Origin of the sequence: Natronomonas amylolytica (assembly GCF_037031205.1) — an archaeon.
Lineage (GTDB): Archaea > Halobacteriota > Halobacteria > Halobacteriales > Haloarculaceae > Natronomonas > Natronomonas amylolytica.
Map to the genome: position 1 here is coordinate 361,093 of NZ_JAYEZM010000002.1, position 16,065 is coordinate 377,157.

Consider the following 16,065-nt stretch of genomic DNA (forward strand, 5'->3'; position numbering starts at 1 on the left):
GATACCCCGAGCGCTGGTAGGCCGTCGCGGCGGTGGGGTGGGGGACGCATGTCAATGGATGACGGACCCGACCAGCGTTTCACAGTAAACTCTCCTGAATAAAAGGAGTGTCGGCTAACATTTTAGGTATCATCGTGTTACCTGAACAGGAGGTTCCGGAGCGCGAGCCCGAGGATGACGGCGATGGCGAAGTGGAACGTCGTCAGCAGGGCCGCGCCCTTCGTCGTCAGCTTGTAGACGTAGCGGACGGCCACCAGCGTGGCGAGGAAGGCGAAGACCGCGACGACGAGCGGTTCGGCGGCTCCGAGGAGCATCGAGACGGCCGCGGGGACCGGGGAGACGGCGACGGCCCGCTGGTGTGGCTCGTCGCCGAGTACCCACAGCGCTGCGAGATGAAGCGTGACCGCATAGAAAAGCGCGGCCAGTACGAACGTGACGGCGAGCGCGAGCGGGCCGCCGCCGACGAGGTCGGCCTGCAACGGGAGCATATCTCGGCTACGATGCGGCGACGGGAGTAGGTGTCGCTATCCGTCCAGCAGACCGAGTTCTTCCAGCCGCGAGACGATTTTGTCGACGGCTTCCTCGGCGTCCTCGGGCTTCTTGCCGCCCGTGATGACGAGTTTCCCGGAGCCGAACAGCAGCGCGACGACGTCGGGGTCGTCGAGACGGTAGACGAGACCGGGGAACTGCTCGGGTTCGTACTCGATGTTCTCGAGACCGAGACCGATAGCGATAGCGTTGAGGTTGAGATTGCGGCCGAGGTCCGCGCTCGTGACGATGTTCTGGACGACGATTTCGGGGTCCTCGTCGACCTGAATCTCGAGGTCGCGGAGCTTGTCGAAGACGATACGGAGCGACTCGTGGACGTCGTCGGTGGACTTCGCGCCGGTACAGACGATCTTGCCGGAGCGGAAGATGAGTGCCGCCGATTTCGGCTCCTGCGTCCGGTAGACGAGGCCCGGGAACTGCTCGGGGTCGTAGTCGGCACCCTCGAGGTCCATCGCGACGCTCTGGAGGTCGAGTTCCTGACCGATCCCCGTCGACGCGACGACGTTCTCGATATTGATAGTCTCCTTGGGGTCCTGCATGATTCGACTTAAAGCACGTATTTAAGGTTTATAAATGTACGTGGTCGTTTCTGACAGGTCGCACAAGCGAGTGATGACCGCGCCGTTTATCTGCGGGCGACGGCCACGTTCGGCCGTGTATCTGCTGGAGCTAGCCGGCGACGACGACGCCTTCGCGCTTCGGGAGGCCGCCAGCCGCGGCTCCGACGTCGAGTTGCTGGCACCGGGCCTCGCGACCGCCCGCGGCGTCCGTCGGGCCGAGACGCTGGCCTACACGCGCCGCGTCTGTCGACTCGTCGGCACCTGCGAGCCCGCAATCGAGGATGCGGTCGCCCTATTGACGGCCGCCTCAACGGACCGTCAAGGCACGGTTGCCGTCCGCGCCCGCGACGTCCGCGGCCGCACCGACATCGACACACAGGCTGCCGAGCGCCGCCTCGGAAGCGTGCTGGTCGACCGGGGATTCGACGTCGACCTCGACGACCCCGACCACACGCTCGTCGTCCTCTTTTCGGAGACCGCTGCCCTCGGCTGGCTCGAGTGCGAGACGACGCGGGATTTCGGCGACCGACAGCCCACCGACAAGCCCTTCTTCCAGCCCGGCAGCATGGACCCGATGGACGCCCGCGCGCTGGCGAACATCGCCGGCGCCGGCCCCGACACCCGCCTGCTGGACCCGATGTGCGGAACCGGCGGCATCCTCGTGGAAGCCGGCCTCGCCGGCAGCGACGTGGTGGGCGTCGATGCACAGGAGAAGATGGTCCGCGGGGCCCGGCAAAACCTCGACCACTATCTGGACGGCGGCGAGGTCGTCCGTGCCGATGCGACGCGGTTGCCCTTCGCCGACGACCGTTTCGATGGAGTGGTCTTCGACGCACCCTACGGCCGGCAGTCGAAAATCGAGAGCGTTTCGCTGGAGGAGTTGGTCGGCGACGCCCTCGCGGAGGTCCGGCGGGTCGCCCCGCGGGCGGTGCTGGTCGCCGACCGGCCGTGGAACGACGCGGCCGAGGCCGCTGGCTGGACCGTCGAATCCCGGTTTGACCGGCGCGTCCACCGCTCGCTGGTCCGGTACGTCCACGTACTAATATAAACGGCTACTCCTCGTCGGCCTCGTCTTCGGTCCGCAACAGGTCACGCAACCGCTCGTCCGTCACGTCGTCGGGCAGCGTCGCCCGCGGCGCCCGCCCGGACGCCGCGACGACGTCGATGGCCTCCATCGGGCCGTAGCCGTGATACCGGGTCAGCCACGCCGCGGCGACAAGCCCCGTCCGACCGAGGCCGTCGTCGCAGTGAATCGCCACGCGCTTGCCGGCATAGTTGCCCATCCGGACCGCCTCGACGGCCGCATCGAGGGCCTCGTCGTCTGGCAATCCGTCGGCTGGAAGTGGGGTGTGTCGCGTCTCGAAACGGTCGGCGTAGGCCTCGGGGACGCCGTACTCGTTGGCTTCGGCCTCCGAGAGCAAACAGACGACCCGGCCGATACCCGCCTCGTCGAGGGCATCGAGCCACGAACCGAGGCCGCCGTCGGCGTATCGGGGGCGACAGACGCCGAAGACGGGCGCGTCGGGGGCGACGGGCGCGAGGTTCGTCATCGCTATCGCCCGAGTTCCGCGAGCAGGCGGCCGAGGTGGACCCTATCGGAGGTCCCCTCGGACATCTCGAGGTCGATTTCGCCCGCCAGTTCGTGAATCTCGGCGAGTTCGCGGCCATCGTAGCGGCTCCGGGCCGCCGCGAGCAACTCCCGCAGAATCTCGTTGCCGGCGAAGCCCTCGTCGTACAGCAGGTCGTCGAGGCCGCTCCGGGCGTCCTCGAAGTCGCCCGATTCGGCGTCGGCGAGGATGGATTCCAGTTCGTCCCGCATGCCCACGTCGCCCAGCGCGTCGTAGGCGGCCTGCATCGTCACCTCGCCGGCCTCCTCGTGGGCGGTCTGGGCGCCGAGGATGGCCTTTCGGAGGTCGCCGTCGCCGTAGCCAGCGACGTATTCGAGGCCGTCGGCGTCGTACTCGACGCCCTCGCGTTCGACGATGGTCTCCAGCACCTCGACGGTCTCGTCGTGGGTCGGTGCCCGCATCGGTACCGGGAAACAGCGGGATTCGATGGGCGGGATGAGCTTCGATGGCTGGCGCGTGGCGATGACGAACTGCGTCGCCTCGTAGTGCTGTTCCATCACCCGGCGCAGCGACTGCTGGAAGTCCTCGCGGATGGCCTCGGCGTTGTCCAGCAGGATCGTCCGGAAATCGCCTGAGACCGGCTGGTATGAGGCCTGTTCCTTGAGGACGTGGTTTATCATGTCCCGCTTGGAGAGTTGCGAGCGACCCTCCAGAAAGTGTGCGAATCGGGGGTCGTTCTTGATCTCCTTTTTCGTGCGGCCGAAGAAGTCGGCGACGTTGATGACGACGAAGTCGTTGTCGGGGTCGGCGTGGGTCGCCTCGGCGAGCGCGCCGACGGCGGCGGTCTTGCCGACGCCGCGGGGGCCGAAGACGACGAGGTTCATCGGCTCCTCGACGGCACGGCGGAGGTGGTCGCGGGCCTCGGCCTGCGGCAACTCCGAGATGTCGGGGGCGTATTCCTCCGTCCACAGCGGCGCGTCCATTGCCGTATCGTATCGCCCCGGAGTTCAAAAGCGTCCCCCTTCCCGCCGCCCGCGAGGACCGGTCTTTTTACTCGCGCCCGCCGATTTGTCTTCATGGACATCGAGTTCGGGACCGACGGCTGGCGGACGACCCGCGAGGAGTTCACGACCCCCCGCATCCGTGCGGTCGGTCAGGCCGTCGCCGACTACCTGCAGGAACGCGATATCCCGGGGCCGGTCGCGGTCGGCTACGACCCCCGCGAGGGCTCCCGCAATGCCGCCGAGGAACTCTGTCGCGTCCTCTGTGCCAACGGCTTCGACGCCCTCATCCCGGACCGCGACACGCCGACGCCCGTGGTCGCGTGGACGGTCACGGACCGCGACCTCGCCGGCGCCCTGCAGGTGACCGCGAGCCACAACCCCGCCAACTACAACGGTATCAAGTTCATCCCCGAGGACGGCGCGCCCGCCATGCCGGCCGTCACCGACCGACTGGCCGACAACCTCCGGGAACCCGACCCGCTTCCCGAATCAGAGTGGGGAACCGTCACCGAGACGGACTTCATCGACGCGTATCTCGACCACGCCCTCGACTTCGTCGAGGCGGACCTCTCGGGGCTGACCGTCGCCCACGACGCCATGCACGGCAGCGGCCGCGGCGTCACCGACGAACTCATCGCACGCGCGGGCGCAGACGTGACACGCCTCCGTTCGGAGCGCGACCCCGAGTTCGGCGGTGGGTCGCCGGAGCCCTCCGCCGCCCGCCTGCGGGACCTCGAAGAACGGGTCGCCGACGGCGAGGCCGGCCTCGGAATCGCCAACGACGGCGACTCGGACCGAATCGGCGTCGTCACGCCCGAACGCGGCTTCGTCGACCCGAACTGGGTCTACGTCGCGCTGTACGACAGCCTCCTCGACGCGGACGTCCTCGACGGCGACGCCGTCCGCACCGTCTCGACGACCTACCTCGTCGACCGCGTCGCGTCGGCCCACGGCCACGACGTCCACGAGACGCCGGTCGGCTTCAAGTGGGTCGCCGAGGCGATGGCCGACCACGACGCCCTTATGGGTGGTGAGGAGTCGGGCGGGTTCGGCGTCAGCGACCACCTCCGAAACAAGGACGGCGTTCTCGTCGCGCTGCTGGTGGCCGCGGCCCACAGCGAAGAACCGCTGGACGACCGCCTCGACCGACTCCGCGAGACCTACGGCGACATCGCACAGGACCGCATCAGCGTCGACTGCCCCGACGAGCGGAAGGCGGCCGTCATCGACAGCCTCGACGGGAGCCTTCCGGACCGCGTCGCTGGCGTCGAAATCGAGTCGGTGAACGATACTGACGGCTTCAAGATGGTACTCGACGACGGGTCGTGGTTGCTCGTCCGGCCAAGCGGCACCGAACCGAAACTCCGGGTCTACGCCGAAGCCGAGAGTCGCGAGCGGGTCGAGGAACTGCTGGAGGCGGGTCGGGAGCTGGTTCAGCCTTTAATATAAACCCGCTCCGCCGGCTGACTATTTAAACGACCCCCCGACACCGCCCGTCCTCACACTCCACCTCGAACCCCAGTTTCTCGTAGAACGGCCGAACGCCGGGGTCGAACCCGGCAGTCAGTTCGTCTCGCCGCTCCGCGGCGGCCTCGACGAGCGCGGTGCCGATACCCTGTCCGCGACGTCCCGGTCGAACGGCGACGGCCTCGATTTCCTGACCGTCGAGTACCAGCGCGCCGAGGATTCGGTCATCGTCGACGGCGACCTGTGTGGTCCCCTCACGGACGGCCGCCTCGGGGACTTCCAGCATCGCGGCGTTGCAGATGCTCCGGACGGTCGATTCATCGTCCGCTGTTGCGACGCGAACGTCGGTCATCCGCCCTTTATAAGCCGCAGGACGCGCACCGACTCGGCGTCGACCATCCGGTCCTCGGGGACGGGGCTGCCGTCGACGAGCACGGAGGCCTCGTGGCTGGAGAGGCCGACCGCATCGAGGACGTCGCCGTAGGTCGCCCCGGACTCCAGTTCGAGGTCGTGGGTCTCCTCGCCGACGACCTCACAGGTGACGTGCATACGCGAGGAAAGCGGGTGGAGGGATTTCAGCGTGCCGTTCCGGGCGGGTCGAGCGCGGCCCGCCGGTGTGGGCGTCTCGGGAGGTTTATGGCCGGCGGTCCACTCCGTTCGGGCATGAGCGAGGCTGCCGCCGAAACCGACCACGGGCGGGAAATCTGGATCGAAAAGTACCGTCCGCAGACGCTCGACGAGGTCGTCGGCCACGAGTCGATCACCCAGCGCCTGAAGGAGTACATAAAACAGCAAGATTTGCCGCATCTTCTATTTGCGGGCCCGGCCGGCGTCGGGAAGACGACCTCCGCGGTCGCCATCGCCAAGGAGGTCTACGGCGACGACTGGCGGGAGAACTTCCTCGAGTTGAACGCCTCCGACCAGCGCGGTATCGACGTGGTCCGGGACCGCATCAAGAGCTTCGCCCGCGCCTCGTTCGGCGGCTACGACCACCGCATCATCTTCCTCGACGAGGCCGACGCCCTCACCTCCGACGCCCAGTCGGCCTTGCGCCGGACGATGGAGCAGTTCTCCGACAACACTCGCTTTATCCTCTCGTGTAACTACTCCAGTCAGATTATCGACCCCATCCAGTCGCGGTGTGCCGTCTTTCGTTTCTCGCCGCTCGGCGACGACGCCGTCGAGGAGCAGATTCGCATCATCGCCGACGAGGAGGGCATCGAAATGACCGACGACGCCGTCGACGCACTCGTCTACGCCGCCGACGGCGACATGCGGAAGGCCATCAACGGCCTGCAGGCCGCCGCCGTCATGGGCGGGGTCGTCGACGAGGAGTCGGTGTATACCATCACCTCCACCGCGCGCCCCGAGGAAATCGAGGAGATGGTCTCGAAGGCGATGGACGGCGATTTCACCGCCGCCCGCTCCCAACTCGATACGCTCCTGCGCGACGTCGGAATCGCCGGCGGCGACATCATCGACCAGATGCACCGCTCGGTCTGGGAGTTCGACCTCTCGGAACGGGAGGCCGTCCGCCTGATGGAACGTGTCGGCGAGGCCGACTACCGGATTACGGCCGGTGCGAACGAGCAGGTGCAACTGGAGGCGCTGTTGGCGTCGCTGGCGTTGGACGACGAATAGCGACAACTGCTGGGATTCTCGTTTCGATCAATACCGGTTGACGAACGTGTAAATCGGGAGATGGTATGGCGAAAAATTTGGACTGCTCATAGGTGTGCTGAGGCGATATTATTCACGACCTATATTCTGTAATCTGGCGGGCGCGTCCTGTACTATTATAATCGTAGAGGAATAATCCTCACTAAATGACCCGTCAGGCGGTCTCAGTCAACATGGTTCTCTCCCGTGTCGAGAGTGACGGGACTCGGCACGGGCGTCCCTGAAGCGAGGCGGCTCGCTTAATCTTGGGAATAATATCTGTATAAAATCCTTCCTTCCCTTCACGCTTCCCTTCTTTTTGTATATTGTCGAAATTGCTATTTTCATACTTTTCAAGGCCTCTCTCGACCATCCAGAAATATTCGCTATCTTCTTATTATATATAAATCTTATTGCTGCTTCTGTAGTTTATATACTAATGTCCCTGATCTATCAATTATCCAACTCTATCGGAGAGATTCTCAAAACGGCAATTGGCTCTGCTCTGGGGCTTCAGTTATACAATCTGTGGGGAAGAAAAGGCGAATAAAAACCAAATATCGCGTCTTATAATATGGGGTATATATAAGAGAAAACAATGTGCCGTCTTACAGTCTCGTACGGTAAAATTCAGACGAAGGGGGTCATAGAACAATTCACATAGTATTTATTTCGCCCCACTCGGGCCGAACCATCTGTTCGCTACATCTGCGAGTGACTTAGATAGACTCGTCGGCCACTCGGTTCGTTTTCGAGGAAGATTCGATTGCAAAGATACATCGAGCTGAAAGAGTTCTATGACACCCAGCGTTTGCTGGTTTTGAACGACGAGCAGCATACGCCGAGCGTAGCGAGGCGTTTCGCCGCGCCGACCGCAGGGAGGCGCGGGACCGAGACCCGACCGTAGGGAGGGTCGACGTGTCTTTTTCATCGAAGTTTTTGCCGGCGCGCGAAGCGCGCCGTGCAAAAAGTTCGCTCGAAAACCCTTTAGCCGCCGACGGGCGAAAGGAGGGTAATGAGTGACCTCGACGAGGAATATCAACTAGAGTATTTCCACGACGAGGGGTTCGTACGGAAGGAGTGTCCGTCGTGTGGGGCGCACTTCTGGACCCGTGACGAGGACCGAGAACTGTGTGGGGAACCGCCGTGTGCCGACTACGAGTTCATCGGCGAACCGGGCTTCGACGAGGAGTTCTCGCTGGAGGAGATGCGTGAGCAGTTCCTCTCCTTTTTCGAGGAGCACGGCCACGAGCGCATCGACCCCTACCCGGTTGCCGCCAACCGCTGGCGTGACGACGTCCTGCTGACGCAGGCGTCGATTTACGACTTCCAGCCGCTGGTCACGTCGGGGCAGACCCCGCCGCCAGCGAACCCCCTGACCGTCAGCCAGCCCTGCATCCGGATGCAGGACATCGACAACGTGGGCAAGACGGGCCGGCACACGATGGCCTTCGAGATGATGGCCCACCACGCCTTCAACGCCCGCGAGGACCTCGAGGACCCCGACCAGTACGCCTATCAGGGCGAGGTATACTGGAAGAACGAGACCGTCGAATACTGCGACACCCTGTTGGACGAGTTGGGGGCGGACATCGAGGACGTCACCTACATCGAGGACCCGTGGGTCGGCGGCGGCAACGCCGGGCCCGCAATCGAGGTCATCTACCGCGGCCTCGAACTCGCCACGCTGGTCTTCATGTGCATGGAGCAGGACCCCGAGGGCGACTACGAACTCAAGGACGGGAACACCTACTCCTACATGGACACGTACATCGTCGACACCGGCTACGGGCTGGAGCGATGGACGTGGATGTCCCAGGGGACACCGACCGTCTACGAGGCGGTCTACCCCGAGATGATAGAGTTCCTGAAGGACAACGCCGGCCTCGAATACACCGACGACGAACTCGCTCTCGTCAATCGCGCGGCGCGGCTCTCGGGCCAACTCGACATCGACGACGTCGACGACGTGGAGGCCGCTCGCGACAACATCGCCGAGAAACTCGACGTCTCGACGAACCGGCTCCGCGAGTTGGTCGAACCGCTCGAGGACATCTACGCAATTGCGGACCACAGTCGGACGCTCGCGTACATGTTCGGCGACGGCATCGTCCCCTCGAACGTCGGAACGGGCTACCTCGCGCGGATGGTCCTCCGGCGGACCAAGCGGCTCTGTGACAACGTCGGCGTCGACGCGCCGCTGGACGAACTCGTCGACATGCAGGCCGACCGCCTCGATTACGAGAACCGCGACACCATCCGCGATATCGTCCGTACCGAGGTCGAGAAGTACCGCGAGACGCTCGAACGCGGCGGTCGGCAGGTCGAACGGCTCGCCAGCGAGTACGCCGAGAAGGGCGAGCCGATTCCCCTCGACGAGGTGCTGGAACTCTACGACTCGCAGGGTATCCAGCCTGACATGGTCGAGGAAATCGCCGACGACCACGGCGCCGACGTCGAGATTCCGGACGACTTCTACTCGCTCGTGGCTGCCCGTCACGGCGGCGAGGAGGCCTTCGAGGAAGAGGAATCCATCGCCGAACAGGAAGACCGCATCGCCGAACTCCCCGATACGGAGAAACTGTTCTACGAGGGCCCCGAGCGCACCGAGTTCGAAGCGGTCGTCCTCGACGTCGTGGAGTGTGAGGACGGCGAGGGCTACGATGTCGTCCTCGACCAGACGATGTTCTACCCCGAGGGCGGTGGCCAACCGGCCGACGTCGGCACTCTCTCGACGGACGACGTCACCGTGGAGGTCACCGACGTACAGGAAATCGACGGGGTCGTCCTCCACCGCACCGACGAGGACCCGGGCAAGGGCGAGTTCGTCCGCGGCCAGATCGACGGCACCCGCCGCAAGCGCCTGATGCAGCACCACACCGCGACCCACATCATCGGCCACGCGGCCCGTGAGGTGCTCGGCGACCACGTCCGGCAGGCCGGCGCCCAGAAGGGCACCGAGTCCTCCCGGTTCGACATCCGCCACTACGAGCGCATCTCCCGCGAGGAGGTCAAGCGCATCGAGCGGGTGGCCAACGAAATCGTCACCGACAACCTCGCGGTCAAACAGGAGTGGCCCCACCGACAGGAGGCCGAGGAGGAACACGGCTTCGACCTCTATCAGGGCGGCATCCCGCCGGGCGAAGAACTGCGGCTCATCCACGTCGCCGAGGACGTACAGGCCTGCGCCGGCACGCACGTCACCCGAACCGGCGATATCGGCACCATCAAAGTCCTCTCGACGGAGCGCGTTCAGGACGGCGTCGAACGGCTGGTCTTCGCGGCCGGCGACGCCGCCATCGAGGCCACCCAGCGCACCGAGGACGCCCTCTACGAGGCCGCCGACACCCTCGACGTCTCGCCGCAGGAAGTACCGGAGACCGCCGAGCGCTTCTTCACCGAGTGGAAGGAACGCGGCAAGCAGATCGAGGACCTCAAAGAACAACTCGCCGAGGTGCGGGCGCAGGGCGGCGCCAGCGAGGGCGAGGAAGTCGACCTCGGCGATGCGACGGCGGTCATCCAGCGCGTCGACGCCGACATGGACGAACTCCGGGCGACCGCCAACGCCCTCGTCGAGGAGGGCAAGGTCGCCGTGCTCGGCAGCGGCCGCGACGGCGCGACGTTCGTCGTCGCGGTGCCCGACGGCGTCGACCTCAACGCGGGTGCGGTCGTCAGCGAACTCGCCGCCAAGGTCGGCGGTGGCGGTGGCGGGCCGCCGGACTTCGCACAGGGCGGCGGTCCCGAGACCGACAAACTCGACGACGCGCTGGAGGAGGCGCCCGACGTCCTGCGGCAGTTGCGGGAAGCCTGACTCGGTAGGCACCTCCTTCGATAGCGGCACTCGTCACCATTGCGGCCGCGGGAATCGCCCAAACGCGAACTACCCCCTGGTTATATCCGTTTTTCCGGCAAATATTGGGTCATGGCAGTCCCATTCGTCGGTTCGATAGTCGCGTTCCTCGTCGCATTGCTCGTCGGCGGCCTGGCGATTTATATCAGCGCCAGGGTCGTCGCCGACGTCGACGACTACAGCCACGCGGTCATCACGGCCCTGCTGGGTGCCATCGCGTGGGCGCTGACGTCGTGGATTCCGCTCATCGGGCTCATAATCGCCCTCGTCGCATGGGTCTGGGTCATCAAATGGCGGTACCCCGGTGGCTGGGTCGACGCGGCTATCATCGGCGTCGTGGCGTGGGTGTCGGCGCTGGTCATCCTCTACGTGCTCAACACGGTGCTCGACCTCGGCGTCGGCGCCTTCGGCGTGCCCGGCGTCTGAACGGCGCTCGGTCTCGCGGGCGTCCGCGGTCCCGTGGCAGACGGCCACATACTTGAAAGGCTTAAAGTTACGGACCCGAGATACCGAACTGTGAGACCGAGCGTGGTGCCGGTAGCCGGCTTCAGTCGGCGATATTCGCGGGAAGATGCGTCTCCCGCGGCACCGGGTGCCGTGGCCGACCGTTCGGGAGCCAACGCATGACCGGAGTACTCCCCACGTTGCCCTACGGCCTCGAGTGGCGACTCGTCCTCATTCCGCTCATCACGGGGATTATCGGCTACGGCACCAACTGGGTCGCCATCCGGTTGCTGTTCTACCCGACCGAGTTCGTCGGGGTTCGAATTCCCGGACTGAAACAGTTCACCCCTGCGCTGCCGCGCAAACTCAAGCAGATTCCCGGCGTCATCGAGGGGCGAATCGGCTGGCAGGGCATCATCCCCTCCCGGTCGGCGCGGATGGGCACCATCGCCGCCGAGAAAGGTATCGCCAAGATAGCGACCGAGCGGGAGTTCTATCAGGCGTTCGACCCCGAACGCATCGCCCGCCACATCGTCACCGACTCCGAAGACGAGATTCGGGAACTCACCGAGGAGGTCCTCGAGGAGGAACACCCCGAACTGTGGAACAGTACGCCGGAGGCGGTCCAAGAGGTGATTCACGCGCGCGTGCAGTCGAAATTGCCGGCCATCGCCGAGACGATAACCGAGCGCATCGGCGACAACATCGACGAACTGCTGGACATCAACCAGATGGTCACCAACCACCTCGACGACAACCCCGAACTCCTCAATCGCCTCTTCCTCGAGGTGGGCGAACACGAACTCAGGTTCATCATCAACTCCGGCTTCCTGCTGGGGACGGTACTCGGCGCGTTCTCGGTGCCCCTCTTCCTCTATATCGACCGCTGGTGGGTGCTGCCCGTCTGTGGCGTCGCCGTCGGCTATCTGACCAACTGGATCGCCCTCAAGATAATCTTCCTGCCCATCGAAGAGCGGAATATCGGCCCCTTCAGCCTGCAGGGGCTCTTCATCAAGCGACAGGACGAGGTCGCCGAGGAGTACGCGGACCTCGTCTCCAGGGAGGTCATCACCATCGCCAACGTCGCCGACAACCTCATGTACGGCACCCAGTCGGACCGCACCCGAAAGATGATCCGTGAGGCCATCCGGCCGGAGGTCGACCGCGCCGTCGGCGTGGCCGGACCGTTTATCCGTATCACGACCGGAAGCGACGGGTACGAACGCATCCGCGAGTCCTTCGCCACCGAGAGCGTCGAACGGACCATCGAACCGCTTCAGGACCCCGCGTTCAACGAGGAACGAAGCGAGGCCATCGAGGAACTCATGACCTACCGCATCCGAACCCTCTCTTCGCCGGACTTCGTCGGCCTGCTGCGGCCGGCCTTCGTCGAGGACGAATGGATGCTCGTCCTGCTGGGGGCCGTCCTCGGCTTCATCGCCGGGTGGCTCCAGTTACTGGTGGTGACCGCCGTATGAGCGACGGCCGCCGCGAGGACCGCGAGAACAGCGAGGACGATGGTGGGGCTGCCGACACCCCGCCTGACGACGTCGAGCGAGATGAGGAATCCCCCGGCTACGGTGCCGACGACGCGCCGGTCGACGTCCCTGACGAGGCCCCGGCCGACCTGCCGCCCGCCGAGGTCGACCGGACCTTCGAACTCCTCGAGGAGGCGGTCGTCGACGAGGAACTCGAGGGGCGCCAACTCGAGCGCCTGCTGTCCGTCCTCGAATCGGCGGTCGCCGTCCCGTCGAGGGCCGACCCCGAGGCCATCGCCGAGTTGCTGTCGCTTCTGGAGGCCGCCATCGTCGACCCCGACGACATCGACCGTGGAGACCTCGAGGGGCTGTTGTCGGTGATTGAAGGCGCCATCGCGAGCACGACGACCGCCTCCGAGGAGACCCTCGGCGACCTCTTCGACGTGGTCGGCGCGTCCGTTGCCGACCCCAGCAGCATCGACGCCGAGGACGTCGAGCGGTTCCGGACGGGCCTCGAGGACGCCATCGTCGAGGTCAGCGACCCCGGCGCCTCCGGTATCGACCGACTGTTCCCCGTTCCGGGAATGACGGGCGTCGACCCCGAGGCCATCGAGGACGACGCCACGCTCGATATGTTCCGGATGGCCCGTATCGGCGCGGCGATGACCCAGCGAGCGACCGGCTATTCGGTCGAATCGGGCGTCCGAACGGGCACGCGGATGGCGTATGCGGCCTCGACCTCGGAGTCGCCCGCCGAACTGCTCACCGAGATGCGCGCCATCGCGCTGGACGAACTCCAGCGGGCCGGCATCGACGTCGGCGAGGAGCGCGTCGACTGGCTGGAGGCCCATCAGGACCGGACCGCCGACCGGCGGCCGGTCACCCGCGAGTCGCTGCGGAAACGGGGCTCGGAGTTGCTGTCGAAATCCGCGGAAATCGGCCGCGACGAGACGCTCCATCCCGCCTTCCCGTCGATTCTCGACCAGTTGGCGGCCGACGAGGCGCGCATCCTCCGGCTGTTCGGCACCGAGGGCCGACAGCCCTCGATAGATATCCGCGATAAGGGGTACATCCCGTTCAAGTCGACGCTGGTCGCCGAGAACCTCACGCGAGTCGGCAGCGACGCGGGTTGCCGCCACCCCGACCGGACGCCCATCTACCTCCAGAACCTCGAACGGCTGGGCCTCATCTCGTTCTCGGATGAACCGGTCGAGAACCTCAAGCAGTATCAGGTGCTCGAAGCCCAGCCACACATCGAGGACGCCCGCGAGAAGGCCAAACGACCGAAGCCCGTCTACGGGAGCATCCATCTCACCGACTTCGGCATCGATTTCTGCGAGGTGTGTCTCCCCTTCGAGGTCGGCGTCGAGTATCGGGAGACGAAGTTGCGGAAGGACGTGGATAACTGATTCCAGAGCGGTGTTGGTTTCATCCGTCGTGCGCAATCGAGGGTGCTGAGAACCCATCTCTTTAGTTCAGAGTGAGCAACTTTTTGCCCGCCAGTTGCTCACCGGCAAGTATGCCGCTGACGACATTCGTCGCACAGGTCGGCTATGGTGGCGCCGCAGTACTGGTCGGCTTTGCGGTGATGGCCGGCGCGTCTGGAGACACGATTACTGGTGTCGTCCTTGCTATCATCGCGATTATTGCGGCGCTGTTTGGCGTGTTTAGTGAACGTACATTCTAGGTTCTCTATACCGACCGAATCGAGGAAAAAAGAACAGGCTGAGAACCGTCGTATGAATCGTTCTCCATTTATTAACCAATCCACAGACGAGCATCCGCCGAGCGGGGCCTTCGAAGAAGGCCCCCGAGGCGGTTTGCTCAAAAGAGCGCGCCGCGCTCTTTTGGCATGACGAAAGGCGCTCCGCGCCTTTCGAACCACCCCGGACGCGAGCGAAGCGAGCGTCCGGTAGCGCCGACTGACTAACGCTCAGCCGACCGCAGGGAGGCTGAGCGGCTGGAAGGAGGCGCGCATATTTTCCCCACGTTTTTGCCGTCATCAGACCGCGAAGCGGTCTGATTGCCCATCAGATTCCGACGGAATCTGATGACCGCGGAGGCGGGTTCGGCGTCTTGCGCGCCGTCGTTCGAAAGGCGCGAAGCGCCTTTCGTGATGTCGTCAGAATCCAAAGGATTCTGACTGCAAGCGGGAAATCTTTGATTTCCCGCAATGACGAGAGACGCCTTTGGTGTCTCTCGAACCAAACCGCCGGAGCGTGCAAAAAGTGGCTAGAAGGAAACCTGCTCGCGGCCGCTCTCGCCGATGGAGGGCGCATCGCGGTCCGAGTAGTTCTGTCGGCCAACGGCGTCGCTGGAGACGGCCGAGTAGGCGCCGAGACGGGCCTCCTCGGCGTCGGCGAAGGTGGTGTCGCCGAGACATTCGAGGGCGTCGCCGAACGTCTCGGTTCCGTTGGGCGTTTCGAGTTCGAGGTCGCCGTACTCGGCGACCAGTTCCTCGGCCGTAGCGGGATACGAGTGGGCATCGATGGCGTCCTCGACGTTGGTGAGCAGTCGCATGTCTCTACCCAGCCAGTAGTCCTTCATGAATGTTTGCTATAAATGGCCTACCCCAATATGGGGACCTCTAGGCTCCTTATACTCGACCCGGCGCGAAACGCCGGGGCTTTGGCGGTGCGGCGGCGAGTACGGGCATGGTCGTTGCGGACCTCCACGTACATACGACGAACTCCGACGGCGAGCTCACGCTGTCGACGCTGCCGGCGGCCGCCGAGCGGGCCGGCGTCTCGGCGGTTGCGGTGACCGACCACGACCGCATCCATCCCGAGTTGCCGACGCCGGTGGCGACCCTCGACGGCGTGACCGTCATCCACGGCATCGAGTTGCGGGTCGAAACCGAGGCCGAACGGGTCGACCTGCTCGGTTACGGCGTCACGCCGACCGACGAACTCGAAGCGCTGGTCGAGGGACTCCAGCGGAATCGCATCGAACGCGGCCGGCAAATCATCGAGAACGTCGAGGAACGGCTCGGTGTCGACTTACCGGTCGAACCGCGCGAGGGTCTCGGTCGGCCCCACATCGCCCGCGCCATCGACGAGGCCTCCGAGTACAGCTACACCGAGGCCTTCGACGAACTCATCGGCGACGACGGCCCCTGTTTCGTCGCCCGCGACATCCCGTCTTTCGAGGAGGGACTCTCGATCCTTCACGACGCCTGCGGCCTCGTTTCGCTGGCTCATCCCTTCCGCTACGAGGACCCCGAGGCCGCCCTCGAACTCTGTGCGGACCTCGATGCCGTCGAAGCCCACTACGCCTACGGCCGGGAGGTCGACCGTCGGCCCATCGAACGGGCCATCGAGGCCTACGACCTGCTCGTGACCGGCGGTAGCGACGCCCACGACGACGAACTCGGGAAGGCCGGGCTGGACCGCTCGGAGTACCGCCGGTTCCGCGCCGCGCTGTAGCCGGCCGCCGCCTCGCGCCGTCGCCGGGAACGCTGGGTTGAAACCCATCGACGCCGTACCC

Annotated in this window: 16 protein-coding genes; 9 read left to right on the forward strand and 7 right to left on the reverse strand. The window is 65.0% G+C overall.

From position 1 onward, the window contains the following. Positions 1 to 137: 137 nt before the first annotated feature. Positions 138 to 488: a DUF7473 family protein gene (locus tag U5914_RS04835; protein ID WP_336134577.1), complete on the reverse strand. Its 351-nt coding sequence runs from the start codon at positions 486 to 488 to the stop codon at positions 138 to 140. 36 nt (positions 489 to 524) lie between these two features. Next, complete coding sequence (locus U5914_RS04840) at positions 525 to 1,088, reverse strand: TATA-box-binding protein (RefSeq protein WP_336134579.1); 564 nt, start codon at positions 1,086 to 1,088, stop codon at positions 525 to 527. A 124-nt stretch (positions 1,089 to 1,212) separates the two neighbouring features. Here U5914_RS04840 and U5914_RS04845 point away from each other — a divergent pair, with 124 nt between their 5' ends. Further along, on the forward strand, positions 1,213 to 2,157 hold the full coding sequence (locus U5914_RS04845; RefSeq protein WP_418766743.1) for a methyltransferase domain-containing protein: 945 nt from the start codon (positions 1,213 to 1,215) through the stop codon (positions 2,155 to 2,157). 4 nt (positions 2,158 to 2,161) lie between these two features. On the opposite strand, the gene U5914_RS04850 is transcribed toward U5914_RS04845, so the two are convergent. Next, positions 2,162 to 2,659, reverse strand: a complete 498-nt coding sequence (locus tag U5914_RS04850; RefSeq protein ID WP_336134583.1) for a protein-tyrosine phosphatase family protein — start codon at positions 2,657 to 2,659, stop codon at positions 2,162 to 2,164. A gap of 2 nt (positions 2,660 to 2,661) precedes the next feature. Continuing rightward, positions 2,662 to 3,660: an AAA family ATPase gene (locus tag U5914_RS04855; RefSeq protein ID WP_336134585.1), complete on the reverse strand. Its 999-nt coding sequence runs from the start codon at positions 3,658 to 3,660 to the stop codon at positions 2,662 to 2,664. Between the two features lie 93 nt (positions 3,661 to 3,753). Here U5914_RS04855 and U5914_RS04860 point away from each other — a divergent pair, with 93 nt between their 5' ends. Beyond that, positions 3,754 to 5,130: a phosphoglucomutase/phosphomannomutase family protein gene (locus U5914_RS04860; RefSeq protein ID WP_336134586.1), complete on the forward strand. Its 1,377-nt coding sequence runs from the start codon at positions 3,754 to 3,756 to the stop codon at positions 5,128 to 5,130. 22 nt (positions 5,131 to 5,152) lie between these two features. On the opposite strand, the gene U5914_RS04865 is transcribed toward U5914_RS04860, so the two are convergent. Next, positions 5,153 to 5,500 carry a GNAT family N-acetyltransferase gene (locus U5914_RS04865; RefSeq protein ID WP_336134587.1) on the reverse strand — a complete coding sequence of 116 codons (348 nt, stop codon included), beginning with the start codon at positions 5,498 to 5,500 and terminating at the stop codon, positions 5,153 to 5,155. After that, positions 5,497 to 5,697: a ubiquitin-like small modifier protein SAMP2 gene (gene samp2 / locus U5914_RS04870; RefSeq protein ID WP_336134589.1), complete on the reverse strand. Its 201-nt coding sequence runs from the start codon at positions 5,695 to 5,697 to the stop codon at positions 5,497 to 5,499. The genes U5914_RS04865 and samp2 overlap by 4 nt, the downstream gene beginning before the upstream one ends. Positions 5,698 to 5,811: 114 nt before the next feature. On the opposite strand from samp2, the gene U5914_RS04875 reads away from it, so the two are divergent. The 6 genes from U5914_RS04875 (at position 5,812) to U5914_RS04900 (ending at position 14,266) form a co-directional block, all read left to right on the forward strand. Next, complete coding sequence (locus tag U5914_RS04875; protein WP_336134591.1) at positions 5,812 to 6,789, forward strand: replication factor C small subunit; 978 nt, start codon at positions 5,812 to 5,814, stop codon at positions 6,787 to 6,789. Positions 6,790 to 7,822: 1,033 nt separating this feature from the next. Further along, the gene (gene alaS, locus U5914_RS04880) at positions 7,823 to 10,618 is read left to right on the forward strand and encodes an alanine--tRNA ligase (protein WP_336134592.1); all 2,796 of its coding nucleotides are present in this window, start codon (positions 7,823 to 7,825) and stop codon (positions 10,616 to 10,618) included. Between the two features lie 111 nt (positions 10,619 to 10,729). Next, positions 10,730 to 11,083 carry a hypothetical protein gene (locus U5914_RS04885; protein ID WP_336134594.1) on the forward strand — a complete coding sequence of 118 codons (354 nt, stop codon included), beginning with the start codon at positions 10,730 to 10,732 and terminating at the stop codon, positions 11,081 to 11,083. Positions 11,084 to 11,280: 197 nt separating this feature from the next. After that, positions 11,281 to 12,579, forward strand: coding sequence for a DUF445 domain-containing protein (locus tag U5914_RS04890; RefSeq protein WP_336134595.1), 1,299 nt, complete (start codon positions 11,281 to 11,283; stop codon positions 12,577 to 12,579). Next, on the forward strand, positions 12,576 to 13,988 hold the full coding sequence (locus U5914_RS04895; RefSeq protein WP_336134596.1) for an Abi-alpha family protein: 1,413 nt from the start codon (positions 12,576 to 12,578) through the stop codon (positions 13,986 to 13,988). The genes U5914_RS04890 and U5914_RS04895 overlap by 4 nt, the downstream gene beginning before the upstream one ends. Before the next feature lie 110 nt (positions 13,989 to 14,098). After that, entirely contained in the window at positions 14,099 to 14,266 is a 168-nt protein-coding gene (locus U5914_RS04900) for a hypothetical protein (protein ID WP_336134598.1), read from the forward strand. Positions 14,267 to 14,811: 545 nt separating this feature from the next. Here U5914_RS04900 and U5914_RS04905 read toward each other — a convergent pair. Further along, positions 14,812 to 15,099: a DUF5789 family protein gene (locus U5914_RS04905; protein WP_336134600.1), complete on the reverse strand. Its 288-nt coding sequence runs from the start codon at positions 15,097 to 15,099 to the stop codon at positions 14,812 to 14,814. Between the two features lie 134 nt (positions 15,100 to 15,233). Here U5914_RS04905 and U5914_RS04910 point away from each other — a divergent pair, with 134 nt between their 5' ends. Then, the gene (locus U5914_RS04910; RefSeq protein WP_336134602.1) at positions 15,234 to 16,004 is read left to right on the forward strand and encodes a PHP domain-containing protein; all 771 of its coding nucleotides are present in this window, start codon (positions 15,234 to 15,236) and stop codon (positions 16,002 to 16,004) included. Positions 16,005 to 16,065 lie beyond the last annotated feature (61 nt).

Coding starts and splice junctions, on each gene's coding strand:
- U5914_RS04835 (WP_336134577.1), bottom strand. CDS start 488: ATGCTCCCGTTGCAGGCCGACCTCGTCGGCGGCGGCCCGCTCGCGCTC.
- U5914_RS04840 (WP_336134579.1), bottom strand. CDS start 1,088: ATGCAGGACCCCAAGGAGACTATCAATATCGAGAACGTCGTCGCGTCG.
- U5914_RS04850 (WP_336134583.1), bottom strand. CDS start 2,659: ATGACGAACCTCGCGCCCGTCGCCCCCGACGCGCCCGTCTTCGGCGTC.
- U5914_RS04855 (WP_336134585.1), bottom strand. CDS start 3,660: ATGGACGCGCCGCTGTGGACGGAGGAATACGCCCCCGACATCTCGGAG.
- U5914_RS04860 (WP_336134586.1), top strand. CDS start 3,754: ATGGACATCGAGTTCGGGACCGACGGCTGGCGGACGACCCGCGAGGAG.
- U5914_RS04865 (WP_336134587.1), bottom strand. CDS start 5,500: ATGACCGACGTTCGCGTCGCAACAGCGGACGATGAATCGACCGTCCGG.
- samp2 (WP_336134589.1), bottom strand. CDS start 5,697: ATGCACGTCACCTGTGAGGTCGTCGGCGAGGAGACCCACGACCTCGAA.
- U5914_RS04875 (WP_336134591.1), top strand. CDS start 5,812: ATGAGCGAGGCTGCCGCCGAAACCGACCACGGGCGGGAAATCTGGATC.
- alaS (WP_336134592.1), top strand. CDS start 7,823: ATGAGTGACCTCGACGAGGAATATCAACTAGAGTATTTCCACGACGAG.
- U5914_RS04885 (WP_336134594.1), top strand. CDS start 10,730: ATGGCAGTCCCATTCGTCGGTTCGATAGTCGCGTTCCTCGTCGCATTG.
- U5914_RS04890 (WP_336134595.1), top strand. CDS start 11,281: ATGACCGGAGTACTCCCCACGTTGCCCTACGGCCTCGAGTGGCGACTC.
- U5914_RS04895 (WP_336134596.1), top strand. CDS start 12,576: ATGAGCGACGGCCGCCGCGAGGACCGCGAGAACAGCGAGGACGATGGT.
- U5914_RS04900 (WP_336134598.1), top strand. CDS start 14,099: ATGCCGCTGACGACATTCGTCGCACAGGTCGGCTATGGTGGCGCCGCA.
- U5914_RS04905 (WP_336134600.1), bottom strand. CDS start 15,099: ATGCGACTGCTCACCAACGTCGAGGACGCCATCGATGCCCACTCGTAT.
- U5914_RS04910 (WP_336134602.1), top strand. CDS start 15,234: ATGGTCGTTGCGGACCTCCACGTACATACGACGAACTCCGACGGCGAG.